At 53.7% G+C, this 15,887-nt stretch carries 13 protein-coding genes; 3 read left to right on the top strand and 10 right to left on the bottom strand.

Going from position 1 to position 15,887, the window contains the following annotated elements; all coding sequences use genetic code 11:
- From hrcA to gpr, 7 genes are all read right to left on the bottom strand, one after another.
- A complete protein-coding gene (hrcA, locus tag IAE55_RS05465; protein ID WP_076169775.1) occupies positions 1-1,035 on the bottom strand; it encodes a heat-inducible transcriptional repressor HrcA in 1,035 nt (344 codons plus the stop codon).
- A 106-nt stretch (positions 1,036-1,141) separates the two neighbouring features.
- Positions 1,142-1,609 (bottom strand): N-acetyltransferase, encoded by a 468-nt coding sequence (locus IAE55_RS05460; RefSeq protein ID WP_145158043.1) that lies wholly within the window; start codon positions 1,607-1,609, stop codon positions 1,142-1,144.
- 72 nt (positions 1,610-1,681) lie between these two features.
- Positions 1,682-2,878, bottom strand: a complete 1,197-nt coding sequence (gene hemW / locus IAE55_RS05455; protein ID WP_145159408.1) for a radical SAM family heme chaperone HemW — start codon at positions 2,876-2,878, stop codon at positions 1,682-1,684.
- A 99-nt stretch (positions 2,879-2,977) separates the two neighbouring features.
- Positions 2,978-4,795 (bottom strand): translation elongation factor 4, encoded by a 1,818-nt coding sequence (lepA, locus tag IAE55_RS05450; RefSeq protein WP_145158040.1) that lies wholly within the window; start codon positions 4,793-4,795, stop codon positions 2,978-2,980.
- Positions 4,796-4,877: 82 nt separating this feature from the next.
- A complete protein-coding gene (locus tag IAE55_RS05445) occupies positions 4,878-5,288 on the bottom strand; it encodes a hypothetical protein (RefSeq protein WP_145158037.1) in 411 nt (136 codons plus the stop codon).
- A 29-nt stretch (positions 5,289-5,317) separates the two neighbouring features.
- A complete protein-coding gene (locus tag IAE55_RS05440; RefSeq protein WP_145158034.1) occupies positions 5,318-6,700 on the bottom strand; it encodes a stage II sporulation protein P in 1,383 nt (460 codons plus the stop codon).
- 132 nt (positions 6,701-6,832) lie between these two features.
- The gene (gene gpr / locus IAE55_RS05435) at positions 6,833-7,828 is read right to left on the bottom strand and encodes a GPR endopeptidase (protein ID WP_076169771.1); all 996 of its coding nucleotides are present in this window, start codon (positions 7,826-7,828) and stop codon (positions 6,833-6,835) included.
- Between the two features lie 230 nt (positions 7,829-8,058).
- On the opposite strand from gpr, the gene rpsT reads away from it, so the two are divergent.
- Both rpsT and IAE55_RS05425 read left to right on the top strand, forming a co-directional pair.
- Entirely contained in the window at positions 8,059-8,331 is a 273-nt protein-coding gene (rpsT, locus tag IAE55_RS05430; RefSeq protein WP_076169770.1) for a 30S ribosomal protein S20, read from the top strand.
- A gap of 219 nt (positions 8,332-8,550) precedes the next feature.
- Positions 8,551-9,765 (top strand): MFS transporter, encoded by a 1,215-nt coding sequence (locus IAE55_RS05425; protein WP_105444480.1) that lies wholly within the window; start codon positions 8,551-8,553, stop codon positions 9,763-9,765.
- Between the two features lie 138 nt (positions 9,766-9,903).
- Here IAE55_RS05425 and murA read toward each other — a convergent pair whose 3' ends face one another.
- The gene (gene murA / locus IAE55_RS05420) at positions 9,904-11,199 is read right to left on the bottom strand and encodes a UDP-N-acetylglucosamine 1-carboxyvinyltransferase (RefSeq protein ID WP_167527090.1); all 1,296 of its coding nucleotides are present in this window, start codon (positions 11,197-11,199) and stop codon (positions 9,904-9,906) included.
- A gap of 220 nt (positions 11,200-11,419) precedes the next feature.
- Here murA and IAE55_RS05415 point away from each other — a divergent pair, with 220 nt between their 5' ends.
- Positions 11,420-12,313 carry a LysR family transcriptional regulator gene (locus IAE55_RS05415; protein WP_200631344.1) on the top strand — a complete coding sequence of 298 codons (894 nt, stop codon included), beginning with the start codon at positions 11,420-11,422 and terminating at the stop codon, positions 12,311-12,313.
- Between the two features lie 50 nt (positions 12,314-12,363).
- Here IAE55_RS05415 and IAE55_RS05410 read toward each other — a convergent pair whose 3' ends face one another.
- Positions 12,364-14,460, bottom strand: coding sequence for a multicopper oxidase family protein (locus IAE55_RS05410; RefSeq protein ID WP_200631342.1), 2,097 nt, complete (start codon positions 14,458-14,460; stop codon positions 12,364-12,366).
- A 202-nt stretch (positions 14,461-14,662) separates the two neighbouring features.
- Positions 14,663-15,682: a DNA polymerase III subunit delta gene (gene holA, locus IAE55_RS05405; RefSeq protein ID WP_200631340.1), complete on the bottom strand. Its 1,020-nt coding sequence runs from the start codon at positions 15,680-15,682 to the stop codon at positions 14,663-14,665.
- Positions 15,683-15,887 lie beyond the last annotated feature (205 nt).

Raw genomic sequence — 15,887 nt, 5'->3', positions numbered from 1 at the left:
TTATTTATACCAGTGTGACAGCATGGCCGTCAGATCCTTGGACAATATGTTCAAAATGCTCATTACCCTTGCGTATTCCATCCGCGTCGGGCCCAAAATGCCGATGGTGCCGAGCGCTTCCCCTTCAAGCGAGTAAGTCGCCGTGATCAGGCTGCAGTTGGCAAACGCCTCATGGTCGTTCTCCGTCCCGATCCGCACCTGAATGCCGCCCCCATCCTGGGGCGCCATCATCTTCGTAAGCGTCGGCGTCTCTTCGAGCAGGTCCAGGATCGTCTTCACTTTATCGACATCCTTGAACTCCGGCTGGGTCAGCATGTTGGTCGTTCCGCTCAAATACAGGCGCTGATGGTCGGCCTCACCGTCCAGAAATATGTTGTCCAGCACTTTCATGATTTCTTCATAGTTGGAAATATGACGCTCCATCTCCTGGCCGAGTTCTGTATATAATCTTGTCTTCAGCTTATATATAGGTACATTCATCAGCTTGCTGTTCAGCAGGTTGACGACTTTCTCGATCTCGGAGACCGGTACGTCCGGCGGAAGCTGGACCGTCTTGTTCTCCACCTGTCCCGTGCTCGTCACGATAATCGCGACGGCGGTTTCCTCGTTAAGCGGAAGCAGCTGAAAATGCCGCAGTGAAGTATGAAAAACTTCCGGTCCAAGCAGGATGGAAGTGTAATTCGTCATATGGGATAGTATCATGGCTGCATGCTGGATCACCTGCTCCATCGCGCTGAGCTTCTCGGCAAAAAACTTGCGGAGCAGCCGGATTTCCCCCGGAGGCGCCGAATAGGCCGGGTCCAGATGATCGACATAATACCGGTAACCTTTATGAGATGGAATGCGGCCGGCCGAAGTATGGGGCTGTTCCAAAAAGCCCAGCTCTTCCAGATCAGCCATTTCGTTGCGGATCGTCGCCGGACTGTAGCCGACATCGCCTCGTTTCGAAATGCTGCGGGAGCCTACGGGTTCAGCGGAGCGAATATAGTCGTCCACAATGGCATTCAGTATCATTCTTTGACGTTCGGTAAGCATACCATTCCCCCCTTGGTGACCTTTATTTCGAGCATCGTTAGCACTCTAAAGAGATGAGTGCTAACCATTAATACAAAAATACCAAACTGACATGAGCATTGTCAAGTCAGTTCAGCATCTTAAGAACAGCTATTTCGTCGCATGCATTCTGCTTGGCGCAGTTCACGCAATCGGTCCAAACCTTCTCGGGAAAAATCTCTTTTTCCACAACCGAAAATCCGTTTTTCAGAAAAAACGATACTTCGTACGTCAGGGCCATTATTTTAGGAATGCCTTGTCTTCTCGCCTCTTCCGTGAGCTTGCTCACCAGTTTGGAGCCGATTCCCATGCCCTTGTGCCCTTCCGCAATTCCCAGGGAGCGGATCTCCACCAGGTCTGCGCCCAACTGGCAGAGCGAGCCACAGCCGATCACATTCCCGTCCGCCTCGGCCACGACAAACTGGTCCAGCTGCTTCTCAAGCACTTTGCGAGAGCGCGGCAGCATGATCCCCTTCTGTGCATAACCATCGATCATTTCGAAAAGCGGTTCTACGTCTTCTGGCACCGCTTTACGGCAAATAACTACCGCCGGCATCGCCATTCCCCCTCACACGTGCTGTCAACGATATGAATAAATATACAACAACACGCATAGAAGTTCAAGCGGTTATTTTGCGGTGAGCGAGCCTATAAATTCGCCGAAAACGTCGTTGCCGAACAGGATTCCCCGTTCGCTGAGGCGGTACCCGTCGCCCGTCTCTTCGAGCAGCCCCGTATTCAGCATTTTATGCAGCGGTTTGGCAAACATGTCTTCCATCGATACGCCGAACTGCTCTTCGAAATGCGTCCGGGACACTCCCTTCAAGACACGCAGGCCGACCATGAGGAAATCCTCCATCGCCTCTTCCCGGGGCACCTCGAAGCTCTCCATTCTCGGCAGTCCCTCTTTGGTCGCTTCCGTATACGGATTAACCCCTTTGATATTCATATGCCGCATGCCGCCGACATACCCGTGGGCACCCGCGCCGAGGCCGTAATAATCTTCGTTCAGCCAGTAGGCCATATTGTGGCGGCTGTGGAATCCGGGCTTCGCAAAGTTGCTGATTTCGTACTGCTCGTAACCCGCTTCCTTCATTTTCTCCATCAGCAGCAAATACATCTTCAGCTCGTCGTCCTCATTGGGCAGCGGCAGTTGATTCTTCTGGTACATCGTATGGAAAAGGGTGTTCTCCTCAACCTTCAGGCTGTAGATCGAATAGTGCGGCAGATTCAGCGCAAGCGCCTTGCTCACGCTCTCCGCCAGCATGTCCACCGTCTGGTTCGGCAGGCCGAACATCAGGTCGATCGACATGTTGTCAAAGCCGGCTTTGCGCGCGTTCTCCAGGCTCTGGTACACATCATCCGTATCATGGATACGCCCGATGCCGCTCAGCAGCTCGTTTTGAAACGCCTGTACGCCGAAGCTTACGCGGTTAACGCCGCCCGCTCTCATCACGGCCAGCTTCTCGAGGTCGGTTGTCCCCGGATTGGCCTCCATCGAAAATTCAATATCTTCCGACCAGTCCGGAAAATACGTCTTGACCGTCTTGAGGAAATACTCCATTTCGTCCGGCTTCAGCACGGTCGGGGTTCCCCCGCCGACGAAAATGCTCGTTATTTTACCGGGAGGAACCTCTTTCACGGTTCGTTCCATTTCCCGCTCCAGCCCCTGCAAATAATCCATCACCGGCTGGTTCTTCAGCACATAGGAATTGAAATCGCAGTAAAAGCATTTATTCGTGCAAAAGGGAATGTGCAGATAAACCGCTTGGGGTTTACGGTTCCCCTGATACTTAACTCTTGGCGTCCCTTGCGGATTCAACATCGCCATCGCAAATTCCCTCCTTATATTTAGAAAGGGAAAGCCGCAGCGGCTCTCCCGTGGAATGGTCCAATGTACGCTATAAAGCTTGGTAAAAACTGACTAGTTGTCGTCGATTTTCAGGACAGCCATAAAGGCTTCCTGCGGCACTTCGACGCTGCCGACCTGCTTCATGCGCTTCTTGCCTTCCTTCTGCTTCTCGAGAAGCTTCCGCTTCCGCGAAATATCGCCGCCGTAACACTTGGCGAGGACGTTCTTGCGCATCGCCTTGACCGTCTCGCGGGCGACGACCTTCGTCCCGACCGAAGCCTGGATCGGCACCTCGAACATTTGCCGCGGAATGAGCTCGCGCAGCTTCTCGCAGATGCCGCGTCCGCGGTGGTATGCGCGGTCGCGGTGCACGATGAAGGAAAGCGCGTCGACCTGTTCCCCGTTCAGCAGGATGTCCATCTTCACGAGGTTGGAGCGGCGGTAGCCGGACAGCTCGTAATCAAAGGAAGCATAGCCCTTCGTGCCGGACTTCAGCTGATCGAAGAAGTCATACACGATTTCGGACAGCGGAATTTCGTACGTGATCGTAACCCGGGTCGTATCCAGGTATTCCATGTTAACGAATTCGCCGCGCTTGTTCTGGCACAGCTCCATGATGGTGCCCACATAATCGTTAGGCACGATGATCGCCGCCTTGACATACGGCTCCTCGACGTATTCGATTTTCCCGATTTCCGGATAGTTGGACGGGTTGTCGATTTCGATCGTGTCGCCGTTCGTCAGCGTGATGCGGTAAATAACGCTCGGCGCCGTCGTAATGAGCGGGATGTTGAATTCGCGTTCGATCCGCTCCTGGATAATCTCCATATGAAGCAGCCCGAGGAAGCCGCAGCGGAAGCCGAAGCCAAGCGCGCTCGACGTCTCCGGCTCGAAGCTCAGCGAAGCGTCGTTCAGCTGCAGCTTCTCCAGCGCCTCGCGCAGGTCATTGTAATCGGACGTCTCGATCGGGTACAAACCGCAGTATACCATCGGGTTGATTTTACGGTAGCCGGGCAGCGCCTCGAGTGTCGGATTTTTGGCATCGGTGACCGTATCGCCGACCCGGGTATCACCCACGTGCTTAATACCCGCTACGATAAAGCCGACATCGCCGACCCTAAGCTCGTCCACGATCGTCATCCGCGGTTTAAACGCGCCGACTTCGATGACCTCAAACGTCTTGTCCGTAGCCATCATCTTGATTTTGGAGCCCGCTTTGATGCTGCCGTCAATGACGCGAACATACACGATAACGCCTTTGTAAGGATCATAATGCGAGTCAAAAATGAGCGCCTTCAGCGGCTGTTCCGGATCACCGTTTGGTGGCGGTACCTGCTGGACGATCTGCTCCAGAATTTCCTTGATGCCGATGCCGGCCTTCGCCGAGGCGAGAACGGCGTCGCTTGCGTCCAGACCGATAACGTCTTCAATTTCCTGCTTCACGCGGTCCGGATCGGCGCTCGGCAGGTCGATTTTGTTAATGACCGGAAGAATCTCCAGGTTGTTATCCAGTGCCAAATAGACGTTGGCCAGCGTCTGCGCTTCGATTCCCTGGGCGGCGTCCACCACCAGCAGCGCGCCTTCGCAGGCGGCCAGGCTTCGGGAAACTTCATACGTAAAGTCGACGTGTCCGGGAGTATCGATCAGGTTCAGCAAATATTCCTCGCCGTCATCGGCGCGATAAGTCAGGTGAACGGCCTGAAGCTTGATGGTAATCCCGCGCTCGCGTTCGAGATCCATCTGGTCCAGCACCTGATCCTGCATTTCGCGCGAGGTGAGGGCGCCCGTATATTCAAGAATACGGTCCGCAAGCGTCGACTTGCCATGGTCTATATGGGCGATAATGGAGAAATTTCGAATGTTCTTTTGCCTTGCTTGTACGTCTGTCATGCCTTACCCCCAAAAACAGCCTGATGTGTAATCAATTCATTATAACAGTTGGAGGAAAGGCCAGCAATCCCACCTGCCCGCATTATTCCGTCACGTTGCTGAAGAGGGAGACGACGAGGCGGATTCCCTTTTGGGACAGCTCCTGCAGCAGGCCTGCCGTCTTATCCGCCAGCACGTCGACCGTCGGCGTGCCGCCCTGGTCCACCAGCAGCTGCTCGGGGGTCTTCTCATGCCAGTCCTGGACCTCGACCTGTTCCTGCTGCGGCTGCTCGTCCGCCGCCTTGAACCGGTTCGAGCTTTGGCGCGGCTGGGAAGGCTGTTGCTGCTGCTTCGTAGAAGCTCCCTGCTGCGGCCCGGCCTGCACGGCGGCAGCCGCCGTCTGCGCCTGCGGCGCGGGCGCCGGAGCATCCGGACTGGCCAGCTGCATGCCGACCAGAACGCCGATGCCTGCCCAAATTCCAAGCACGCACACTTTTTTAGCCCATTTTGACATGATCATACCTCCCTTGGCTCATTGCTTTCTCAGCTTTTATTATCTTTCTTGGCGGGAGCCGTTTGATCGGTGCTGGCCTTTTCCGCCTTTTGATCCGCGTAATAGACGTCGGCGATCGTCTGTGCCAATACTTCCGACGTCCGCTTCAGCTCCTCATCGGTGCTGTCGATCCCGCCGACCTCGATCAAAATGCTGTTCTCCGACAGCGACTGGTTATATTCCCCGTTGCCCATGGAGGAATCTTTCCCCCAAATGCCGCGGGACAATCCGGGATAGGCTTTTTCCAGCCGTTCATGGATGGAATTGGCGAAGGCTTCGTTTTTGCGCCAGTTTTTGTTGCCATGCCCGATGATGAAGAAGACCTGTGCGTAGCTTTTGCCGTTAATGTCTTTCGTCGTCCGGCTGTGCCCTTGAGAATCCCGGTGAATGTCGATCAGGTATTTCATGCCGCTGTTCTGGCTCATCGCAGCCTTCACCGTCTCGCGGGAATATTTATAGGAAAAGTTATAGTTATAGTCGGCCACCGTCGTCATGTAATCCTGCTCCGAATGGGCGGTGCCGATACCGAGCTGCTCCAGCTTCTTCGCCACATAGCTTCCGACCAGCATAACGTTTTGCGACGGAGACGTAGAGCTGGGGTTGTCGCTGGTTTTACTCAGCAGCGGGTTGTATGCTTCTCTCGGATGGGAGTGATAGATCAGGATCGATTTGTTCTTGAAGTTCACCGCCGAAGATTGTCCCGTACCTCCATTGTCCTTGGAAGGCGTTCCTTCTCCGGCACCTTTCTTGCCGCCGGCGTCCGGTACCTGACCGGACGGCGCATCCTGCTGCTTGTCCGAGCCCTTGCCGGAGTCGGCGACCTTTCCGGGATCGGTTTCGGCCTGACCCGCACCGTTCTTCTGGGGATCGGCTGAAGCGTTATGGTTTTGTCCGGCCGCATCCGTTTGTCCCGCCGTTTCCGCAGGCGGATTATAATCTTCGGGAGGAACGACGTTGTCATTGCCTGCCGAATGCCTCAGCAGCACCGGATCGTTCACCCCCATGCCCGGCATTTCCCGGGCCAGCAGGCTTTTCGGATCCTTAGGGTTGACACTGGTCAGCATCTGGAATACGAATGTCGTCATGTTTTCCCCGGAGAAAGTCGAGTTCCCTTTTTCTTTATTCAGGTGGGGCAGTTCCATGCCTAACATATCAATGAAGAAATTGCTTGATACGGAGCCGGCGAATCCTTTCATAGAAGAAACCGGAGAATCGTTGATTTTCTGCTCGGCCATCCCTCCCAGTCCCAGAAGCAAGAAAAACAGCAGCGATCCGACCACCAGCAGCACAAAGGTACGTCCCATAGACAGAAAATACAGCAGTCTGGCTCTCCATTTGCCGATATTCCAAAGCTGAAAACCATTCCTCTTCATTCTGTTGTCCTCCTGAAATCTCTTATACTTCAACTCTATGAGCCGGAGAGATTCGATAGAACCAAAAAAAGAAAGCCCGATAGATTCGGGCTTCCTCATTTATGATAGAAGTGAGAGGAGGAGCTGCACCTCCTAGTGGGTGTAGGCTCCCGTGTTTCCGGGGTCTACCGCGTCATGCAGGGCGGCGTTCAAACCGCTCGCGACAATATTGGCGATATCTTCGATAAATTCGTCAATCTCTTTCGGCGTGACGATCAGATCGTGGCCGAGCGGTTCGAGCACTTCCTTGACCAGGGCGAGCCGCTCCTGCTCGTTGATATCGTCCAGCATCCCCATAATTTGCCGGGTCTGGTTCGTCTCCTGGCCGAAATGATTCTTCATCATTTCCATGACATTGTTCACAATCGTCGAAGCGTAGCATACGGTCGGCACGCCGATGGCAACGACCGGAACGCCAAGCACTTCCTTGGTGAGGCCGCGGCGCTTGTTGCCGATGCCAGAGCCGGGATGGATGCCGATGTCTGCGATCTGGATCGTCGTGTTGACGCGCTCCAGCGATTTGGATGCCAGCGCGTCGATCGCGATGATCAGATCCGGCTTCGTCCGTTCCACGATACCCTGGACGATCTCGCTGGACTCGATCCCCGTCAGCCCAAGCACCCCCGGGGCGATGGCACTGATTTCCCGGTATCCTGGGGCCACCTGGTCCGGCATCAGCTGAAAATACTGCCGGGTGACGAGGACGTTCTCCACCACAAGCGGTCCCAGCGAATCGGGCGTCACATTCCAGTTGCCAAGCCCGACGATCAGAACCGTCTGTTTCTTCTGAATCCCGATCAGCGCCAGGAAATCCTCAAACTCGCGGGCGAAGGCCTCAGCTACTTGCTCCTGCAGCTTCGTGTCCCCGTTGCGGAGTCCGGGAACCTCCAAGGTAATGTAATGCCCTTTGACGCGGCCGATGGCCTGGGAACCAGCCTCATTCAGCACGTTAAGGCGGGTAATCTTGATGCCGTCCTTCTCCGTAATTTCTTCATCGACCCCCGGGATCGGTCCGGCATGGCCCGCCATTTCCCTGGCGTCGACCGCCAGGTCGGTCCGCACGGAATAGCGCTGCAAATCCAACTCCATATACATCTGCCTCCTTTGGCTTGTTATGGATAGTTTGCGGGAGCGGCGGCCAGTTTATGCACAACCTTTTTACACCGGACACCGTTCATACGCCGCCGATCCATGTGCCTCTTAAAATCCAAACCTTTGGAACGCGATGATAGTATTGCTTTTTAGAGTACCCCATGCTAAACTATTTTAAGTTGTGAATCATTTCGAGCTATTCGAATGCCTTACAGGAGGTGAATGCAATGCCAAACATTAAATCCGCCGTTAAACGCGTGAAAACAAGCGACAAACGCCGTGCGCTTAATGCTTCCCAAAAATCCGCGCTTCGTACAGCTGTAAAGGCTGCCGATTCTGCGCTGACGAATAATGAAGTCGAAGCTGCTAAAGCTGCTGTTCAAGCTGCATCCCAAAAACTGGACAAAGCCGTAACTAAAGGCCTGATCCACAAGAACGCAGCCAGCCGCAAGAAGTCCCGCCTGGCGAAAAAACTTAACGCTCTCAGTGCACAAGCCTAAGGGAGCGCTATCCATACGATGAAATGGAAAAGTCCTGAGCAGCTCCCAAGCTGATCAGGACTTTTAAATTTTCTTTCGAAACGCGTACAGAGCTGACAACGCCATAGCGGCGCGCCTTTTGCTCTTTTATATAGCACGGACAGCCATGTTCGAAGCAGCCTCACGAAGCAAGTGGACAACCCATGTGCTGTATACTAGGTTTAACAGGAGATGACGTCTATGGAAAACTGGAAGAAAAATCTATGGGTTTTATGGTTCGGCTCGCTGATCGTGTCCTCAAGCTTCTCGATGGTGGTACCCTTTCTTCCCTTGTTTCTGATTGAAATCGGTGTCACCAAAAACATTGAGATGTGGTCCGGCCTGCTGTTCAGCGCAGCGTTTTTTGCGGGAGCGCTTTCATCTCCGTTCTGGGGATCCGTCGGCGACAAATACGGCCGCAAGCCGATGATCATCCGCGCAGGTTTTGTGCTGTGCATCATTTATTTGCTGACGGCGTTTGTCACGCATCCGGTGCAGCTGCTCATCCTGCGTATTTTGCAGGGGCTTCTCTCCGGGTTTATTCCGGGAGCCATTGCGATCGTCGGTACCAACACCCCGGAGAAAAGGGTCGGCTACGCGCTGTCCACCATGTCCACGGCCACGGCTACGGGAAGCATCATGGGGCCCCTCCTCGGCGGCGTGCTCTCCAAGGTGTTCGACAACCGGCTGGCCTTCGGCAGCGCGGGCGTGCTGTGCTTTCTGGCCACGCTGCTCGTTATCTTTTACGTCAAAGAGGAAAAATTTGTCCCGAGCAAAGGCAAACTTTCGGTGTTTAACACGCTCAAGCAGGCAGCCGTCAACAAAATGCTGATGATCGTCCTGGTGCTCACCATGGTGACGCAGTTCTCGGTCATGACCATTGAGCCGGTGCTCTCCCTCTATATTGTGGAGATCGGCCACTCGGCATCGGATGCGTCCATCCTGGCTGGCTTCATCTTCTCGCTCGTCGGGATCGCCAGCATCATCTTCGCCCCGCGCTGGGGCAAGCTGGCCGACAAGGTCGGGTTCCAAAAAATACTGATGATCGGCTTGTTCGCCGGAGGCATAGGTTCGCTGCTCCAGATCCCGTTTCATAACATTTGGGCGTTCTCGGTCGTCCGCTTCCTGTACGGCTGCTTCTTCTGCGCCGTGTTCCCGGCGCTGAACGGGCTTGTCGTCCGGTCTACGCCGAGCGATTTCCGCGGAAGGGCCTTCAGCCTCAACCAGACCGCGAACCAGCTCGGCGGTATGCTGGGACCGCTTGCGGGCGGCGCAATCAGCGGCGTGTTCAGCATTCATACCGTGTTCCTCATTACAGGGTTATTCCTGCTGCTGACGATGGGCCTCGCCTACTGGTCCCAGCGTTTCGGGAGCTTGTCCGCTCAGCAGGCCTCGACTAAAGCGATTGACGGGTAGAAACCTCTGTATCTCGCATAAGGTTGATCCGAGTCATAAAACAAATCGAAATAGCCCCCGCTGCCGTTCTTCCGGTTTGGGGGCTGTTTGCCGTCAACAACACATAAGCTAAAACAGCCCTAAGCAGCCGGCCGGCGCTCACGCCGTTGTCGTATATTCGGTGCCGTCCGGAGCGGGTTCGCCTTCGTGGATCACCAGCCCGATCCCCGCCTGGCCGAACAAATGCACCGCGTCCTCATAGCCGCGCTCAATATGCTCGATGCCCGTGATTCGCGTCGCCTGCTCCGACTGCAGGCCGGCCATGATCAGGCAGGTTCCCGCCCGGACATCGGTCGCATGGGCGTAGCCGCCGTGCAGCGGCCTGCCGCCTTTAATGATGGCATAGCCGTTCTTCGCCTGGATATCGGCGCCAAGCCGGTTTAATTGGGCGACATGGCTGAAACGGTACGGGTACACCTTTTCCCTGACGGCACTGTAGCCCGGCGCCTTCAGGAGCAGGCTCGTAATCGGCTGCTGCATGTCGGAGTTGAACACGGGATACATGCCCGTCCGTACCCGCGTCGGTTTGATATTCCCCTGGCTGCTGGCGATGATGTAATCGTTCCCGCTTTCAAATTCAATGCCGATTTCGCTCAGCTTGGCCATGATGGACCGCACATGCTCGGGGATGACCTGTTTCAGGGTCAGCGTGCCGCCCGTAATGCCCACCGTCATCATAAACGCCCCCGCAATGAGCCGATCGGGGATGACCCGATACCGGCATCCTGTCAGAGACTTCACGCCGCGTATACGGATCGTGTCCGTACCGGCTCCGGTGATGTCAGCTCCCATCCGGTTCAGCAGCTGGCAGACGTCCACCACTTCCGGATCCGTCGCGCAGTTGTGCAGATGGGTTATTCCGGCCGCCAGCGAAGCGAGCAGCACCGCATTGATCGTTGCGCCGGATGTCAGCAGATCGAAGCAAAAGTCAGTGCCCGTGAGCTTTTCCGCCGATACTGTGTACTGTTTCTCTTCCAGCGTCACGTCCGCCCCGAACGCCTTGAATATTTTCATATGCTGGTCAATGGGCCGCTCTACGAAATTATCACCCCCCGGATAACCGAGCGTCACCCGCTTGTACTTACTGAGAAGCCCCCCGATCAGATAATAGGAAGCGCGGAACGAAGACGTCAGCGCCTGATCGAGGACGGATGAATGAATCCGGGATGAATCCACAACAAAATGGCCGTCATCATTTTTGCTCACCTGCAGGCCGATGCGGCTTCCAATTTCTCCAATGGCGCGGATATCGTTAATATCCGGTATGCCCTCCAGTATTGTCGGTGTGTCTCCAAGAACGGCAGCGGCGATGAGCGCGAGGGAACTATTCTTGGACCCTGGAATGATCACGCTCCCGTCGAGCGGGCCTCTCTGCTTCACTTCTAACCAGCGCATGCGAACTCCACCATTTCTATATAGTTTTTGGTCTGGAACAATCATAAGGTAGAATATGCTGCACACTTGCCGGAGGACAATCTGAATTGGAGAAATAGCCTCGCACCCCGGTTAAGGCACAATAATATGCCTCCTTTCCCTCTTCATCATTTATTGATTCACATGAGTCTATTTTTATCTATAATAAAATAGATCCACAGGAATGTGAGGTGCATATACTTTGGAACTGCTTCAGCTTGAGTACTTTCGAACGGTAGCTCGTTTGGAACATATGACCGAGGCTGCGGGGGAATTACATGTTACCCAGTCTTCGCTTAGTAAGACGATTCAGCGGTTGGAAGAAGACCTGGGCGCCCCTTTATTCGACAGAAGCGGCCGCAATCTACGGCTAAATGCGTTTGGCCGTTCTTTTTATCAACGTGTCGAGCGGGCTTTGTTTGAATTGGAGGAAGGTAAACGCGAAATCGCGGATATGACCAGTGCTGATTACGGAACACTGACGCTGGCCGTTAACACGGCTTACATGCTGCCCGATATTCTTAACCGATTTCGTAAAATTCGGCCGCAGGTTCAGTTCCATGTAGAGCAGCTGGGAACCCATGAAATGGAAACCCGGGTAAAGAAGGGTGAGGTTGATTTTTGTTTGTCTTCCCCACCCATTCTGGGCAGCGAACTCGTATGCGATGTCGTTTTCCAAGAGCAGATCTATGTGACCGTTCCAGCAACCCACCGGCTGGCGGGCAGAAGCCGAATTCGTTTATCCGAACTTAAGGAGGAACGGTTCGTCAGTTTAAAAAAGGGTTACGGGATCCGCGACTTGATGGATCGTTATTGCGAACAGGCCGGATTTGTACCCAGTAACGCTTATGAAGGCGATGAGCCCGCAACCTTGGGTCCTTTGGTCCTAACCGGGCTTGGCATTGCCTTTATACCCGAATCCGCATTACAAGCGGGGTCCCGTGCCAACGTGGCTTGCCTGCAAATCGAGGATCCGGTGTGTACACGGGAAATTGGGCTGACAAGACACCAGAGCCGCTATTTTACAAGTGCAGCCAAGGAATTCCGCCAAGTCATCATCGAGCACTTCCGGAACATGGCTCAAACCGAGATTTAACTTCGACCCGCTGTGTCTAGTTAAAATATAGCTCAGGGTGAACCCATGGCTTATTCCGGCTGGTTGGATGTTTTCTTTCCGACTTCAAACGGTGTGGTGATCCCTTCATAGGACAAGTGCATCGTCATTCCCTTTTCGGCATGCCATAAATTATGGCAATGATCCATCCAGATCCCCGGATTATCTGCCTGAAACGCAACTTCATAGACTTCACCGGGAGCGACATCCAGCGAATCGGTCCACCAAGGGCTCCCTGTCGTTGGTTTTCCGTTCCGGCTGAGGACGAGCATCGTATGCCCATGAAGATGCATCGGATGATGATCCCACCCGCGGTTAATAAAAGTTGTTTTTACCAGATCACCTTCTTTGACCGTTAACATAGGTGTGTCCGGAAAGACGCGTCCGTTAATGGTATATAAAGCGTATATTTTACCATTATAGAACCCGAGGCGCGAATCCAAAACGATGTTGAAGGTCCGGTCAAACTTGCTGTGGATGCCGAAAGGAGTCGGTTGCTTTTCCCCGTAAGTCCCCGGATCAAAGACAGCATTTTTTTCATTTATAGCCGGGGTTGAATGGGTGACCGCCTCACTAAACACGATCCCCGGGGTGACGCCTGCCTCACTTCGGCTGCTCAATCTTACAGGCGTTTTGGGCATGGTGAATAAAATATCATATCGTCCTCCGCCGGCGATCATTAGCTTCTGATCCTTTATGTCGGTGGGCGAGTGAATCTCGTTGCCGTCAATAGCCGTCACTTCGAACGGGACTCCCGATAGTTGGAACGTTTGCGGGTAGTTCTGGGCGTTAATCAGGCGCAATTTGACCTGGGTGCCGGCTGGAATCGTTTGACGATCCAGCGTGTCCTTTAGCCCATACGTCGGGGTTAATGCGCTGCCGTCCGACAATTGCCAAGCGTGGCTTAGTATGGTGATGTCCTTCGTATTGAGCTGGGAAAGATCGTTGGGTTCAACGATAAGCGAACCGAACAGCCCTTTGATCACTTGTTTGGCCGATTGTTGATGGGAGTGGTACCAATACGTTCCCGCTTGTTTGGCTTCGAAGCGGTATACATGCGTTCCACCGGGCGGCACAGAATCTTGGGTCACCCCGGCAACTCCGTCTTCTGCATTCGGCACATTATAGCCATGCCAGTGAATCGTCACCCCCTCTTCAATATCTTTATTTTTCAAAACAACTTCAACAATCTGCCCTTGTTTCACGCGTAATTCCGGCCCCGGAGCAATCCCGTTAAAGGTCCAGGCCTCCATCGTCTTGCCGGAACTTAATTTCACTTGCTTCTTCTGGGCGACCAATTCGAAATGGCGGTCTGCTTTCTCGGTTTGAGGACCTGTTAATGCGGTTACACTTATTTCTTTAACGTTCATGGTATTACTCATGGTATGGTTCATGGAATGATTCATCGCTTGCATATCCATTTCGTGATCCATGCTACCCATGTTCATATGGTCAGGCAGCATGGACGCTTTCATCGATAAGACGTACCAGCCGCCAATGAGAATCGCAAGGCAGGCACTGGAGATTACCACATGCTGAAGTCTTGTAGATACCGTCATCGCATAATTGGCTTTGACTCGTTTTCGGCTGAGGCGTTGTTGCCGAAACCACAAAACAACGATAACCGCAGCGAAGGACAGCCATAGAATAACGGCATGTAACACATTTAACTCAAATGGGTAAACAACATAGGAAAAGTAACAGCCTGCGATCGAACTGATCAGAGCCGCTTGCGCGGGAAGCATAAGCCCGGGTGAGGTCAGGACCTTCCGATCCGTTTCGTCTACAGTGGATTGTAGATTTTCCGGTATTCGGCGGGTGAACTTGCGCAGCATCGAAAGGGGTACTATCGTAGAGATTACAGAAGGAATGAACAGCGGCATGGTAAGGAGGACCTTCTCTTTTATAAATTCCCATCCATACGTCCCTAATAAAAACAGGATGACGACTTCGGCAATGACCAGACCTTGAGCGATAAAGAAAGGGATCATTAACCGGGCGATACTTCGCTGCAGCTCCTTTTTTGTGGACCGGTAGGGTAGACGGCTCAAACGATTCGTTATCACCGCCCACATCATAATCAAGAGAAACAAGACGATAAAATCAATCAGATAGATCAGTTTGAACATGATTAGCAAGCTCCTTCCTCTATAAAAGACGAGAATATTTACTGATGTCAAACCCATCATAAAAAAATTCATTCATTTATTCCAACGCATTTAAATCAATAAAAGCATTGACTCGAAGGAATGAATAATAAAATAAAAAACACCGCCCTTACGCTCCAAAGCGCAAAAACGGTGCCTCTTTCACATCCATTCGATTGTTGCGCTACCCCGCCAGTCTGAGCAGGAACAGCTCCAGGCCGAGCACTTTATCAATAGCCCCGGTCTTCATCTGGTAATCGAGATCTCCGAGCCTGCTGAGGATCGCCTTCAGCTGGTTCGGCTGAAACTTGCGCGCCTGCTCCCCGGCAATCTTGACCGCATAAGGATGCAGTCCCAGTTGGGAAGCGATTTGCTGCTGCGAATAGCTTTGGCCGCCGAGGTCCTTCACCTGCAAAATAATGCGGAATTGGCGGGCGATCAGCGCTGCGATTTTGATCGGCTCCTCCTTCTGCTTCAGCAGCTCATAGAAGATGCCCAGCGCCTGATCCAGCCGCAGATTGGCGATCTCCTCAACGAGGGCAAATACGTTCTGCTCCGTGCTCCGCGCCACCAGCCGGTCCACGATGTCCGTCGTCACGGTACCGCCGCTGCCAGCATACAGGCACAGCTTGTCCACTTCGGCTGCAAGCGTCTGCAGCTGTGTGCCCGCGTTGCGGACCAGCATCTCCGCCGCCCCCGGGGCGAAGCTGCATTCGCGCTGCTTGGCCTTCTTCTCGATCCACCGCAGCAGCTCGTCGCTGCCCATCGGCATAAAGGAAAGCACCGTGCCGGCGCTTTTAACCGCCTTAACGACCTTTTTGCGCTCGTCCAGCTTCTCGTTGTTCACCAGGAAGATCAGCACGCTGTATTCCGCCGGATTACCTATGTATTCAAGCAGCGATTCCATGCGGTGTTCGACTTTGCCTGAGTCCTTCCCTGCGGTAAATACGGCTGCGTCCCGAACGAAAATAAGCTTTCGCTGCACCATAAAAGGAATCATTTCTGCCTCTTCCACGACTTCCTGGATCGGGGTGTCGGCCAGATCATAGTGTACGATCGCAAAATCCCGCTCCTCCTTCTGCAGCAGCTGGTCCTCCATAAGTGAGGTAAATTCATTCATCTGGTATTTCTCGGTTCCGTACAGGAGGTAGACCGGCGATACATCACCCTGTCTGATCGCTTTCACCGCCGCCTTTACATCCATTGTTGCTCCCCCTTCTCTCTATCCATGCCCATTTGATATCTGCTATTCCCGTTCGCAAGGTACATCGTTCCAATGCCCCATCCATCCGGCCACAAAAGCGCTACATCCATTCTACCAAAAACGGCGGGGAAGAAAAACAGGCCTCCCCCGGCAGGCCGAATTATGGTGAACGCGCAACAACAAAAGGACCCCTGCTGTTCGCATA

Origin of the sequence: Paenibacillus sp. S28, assembly GCF_016624415.1 — a bacterium.
Taxonomy (GTDB): Bacteria; Bacillota; Bacilli; order Paenibacillales; family Paenibacillaceae; genus Paenibacillus_AQ; species Paenibacillus_AQ favisporus.
This window is presented reverse-complemented; position numbering and strand designations above follow the sequence as displayed.

Bases quoted from the DNA above. Each gene is read 5' to 3' on its own strand.
- IAE55_RS05445 (WP_145158037.1), bottom strand. From the start codon at position 5,288: ATGTCAAAATGGGCTAAAAAAGTGTGCGTGCTTGGAATTTGGGCAGGC.
- gpr (WP_076169771.1), bottom strand. From the start codon at position 7,828: ATGGAGTTGGATTTGCAGCGCTATTCCGTGCGGACCGACCTGGCGGTC.
- hemW (WP_145159408.1), bottom strand. From the start codon at position 2,878: ATGTTGAATCCGCAAGGGACGCCAAGAGTTAAGTATCAGGGGAACCGT.
- IAE55_RS05440 (WP_145158034.1), bottom strand. From the start codon at position 6,700: ATGAAGAGGAATGGTTTTCAGCTTTGGAATATCGGCAAATGGAGAGCC.
- holA (WP_200631340.1), bottom strand. From the start codon at position 15,682: ATGGATGTAAAGGCGGCGGTGAAAGCGATCAGACAGGGTGATGTATCG.
- rpsT (WP_076169770.1), top strand. From the start codon at position 8,059: ATGCCAAACATTAAATCCGCCGTTAAACGCGTGAAAACAAGCGACAAA.
- murA (WP_167527090.1), bottom strand. From the start codon at position 11,199: ATGCGCTGGTTAGAAGTGAAGCAGAGAGGCCCGCTCGACGGGAGCGTG.
- IAE55_RS05460 (WP_145158043.1), bottom strand. From the start codon at position 1,609: ATGCCGGCGGTAGTTATTTGCCGTAAAGCGGTGCCAGAAGACGTAGAA.
- IAE55_RS05410 (WP_200631342.1), bottom strand. From the start codon at position 14,460: ATGTTCAAACTGATCTATCTGATTGATTTTATCGTCTTGTTTCTCTTG.
- hrcA (WP_076169775.1), bottom strand. From the start codon at position 1,035: ATGCTTACCGAACGTCAAAGAATGATACTGAATGCCATTGTGGACGAC.
- IAE55_RS05425 (WP_105444480.1), top strand. From the start codon at position 8,551: ATGGAAAACTGGAAGAAAAATCTATGGGTTTTATGGTTCGGCTCGCTG.
- lepA (WP_145158040.1), bottom strand. From the start codon at position 4,795: ATGACAGACGTACAAGCAAGGCAAAAGAACATTCGAAATTTCTCCATT.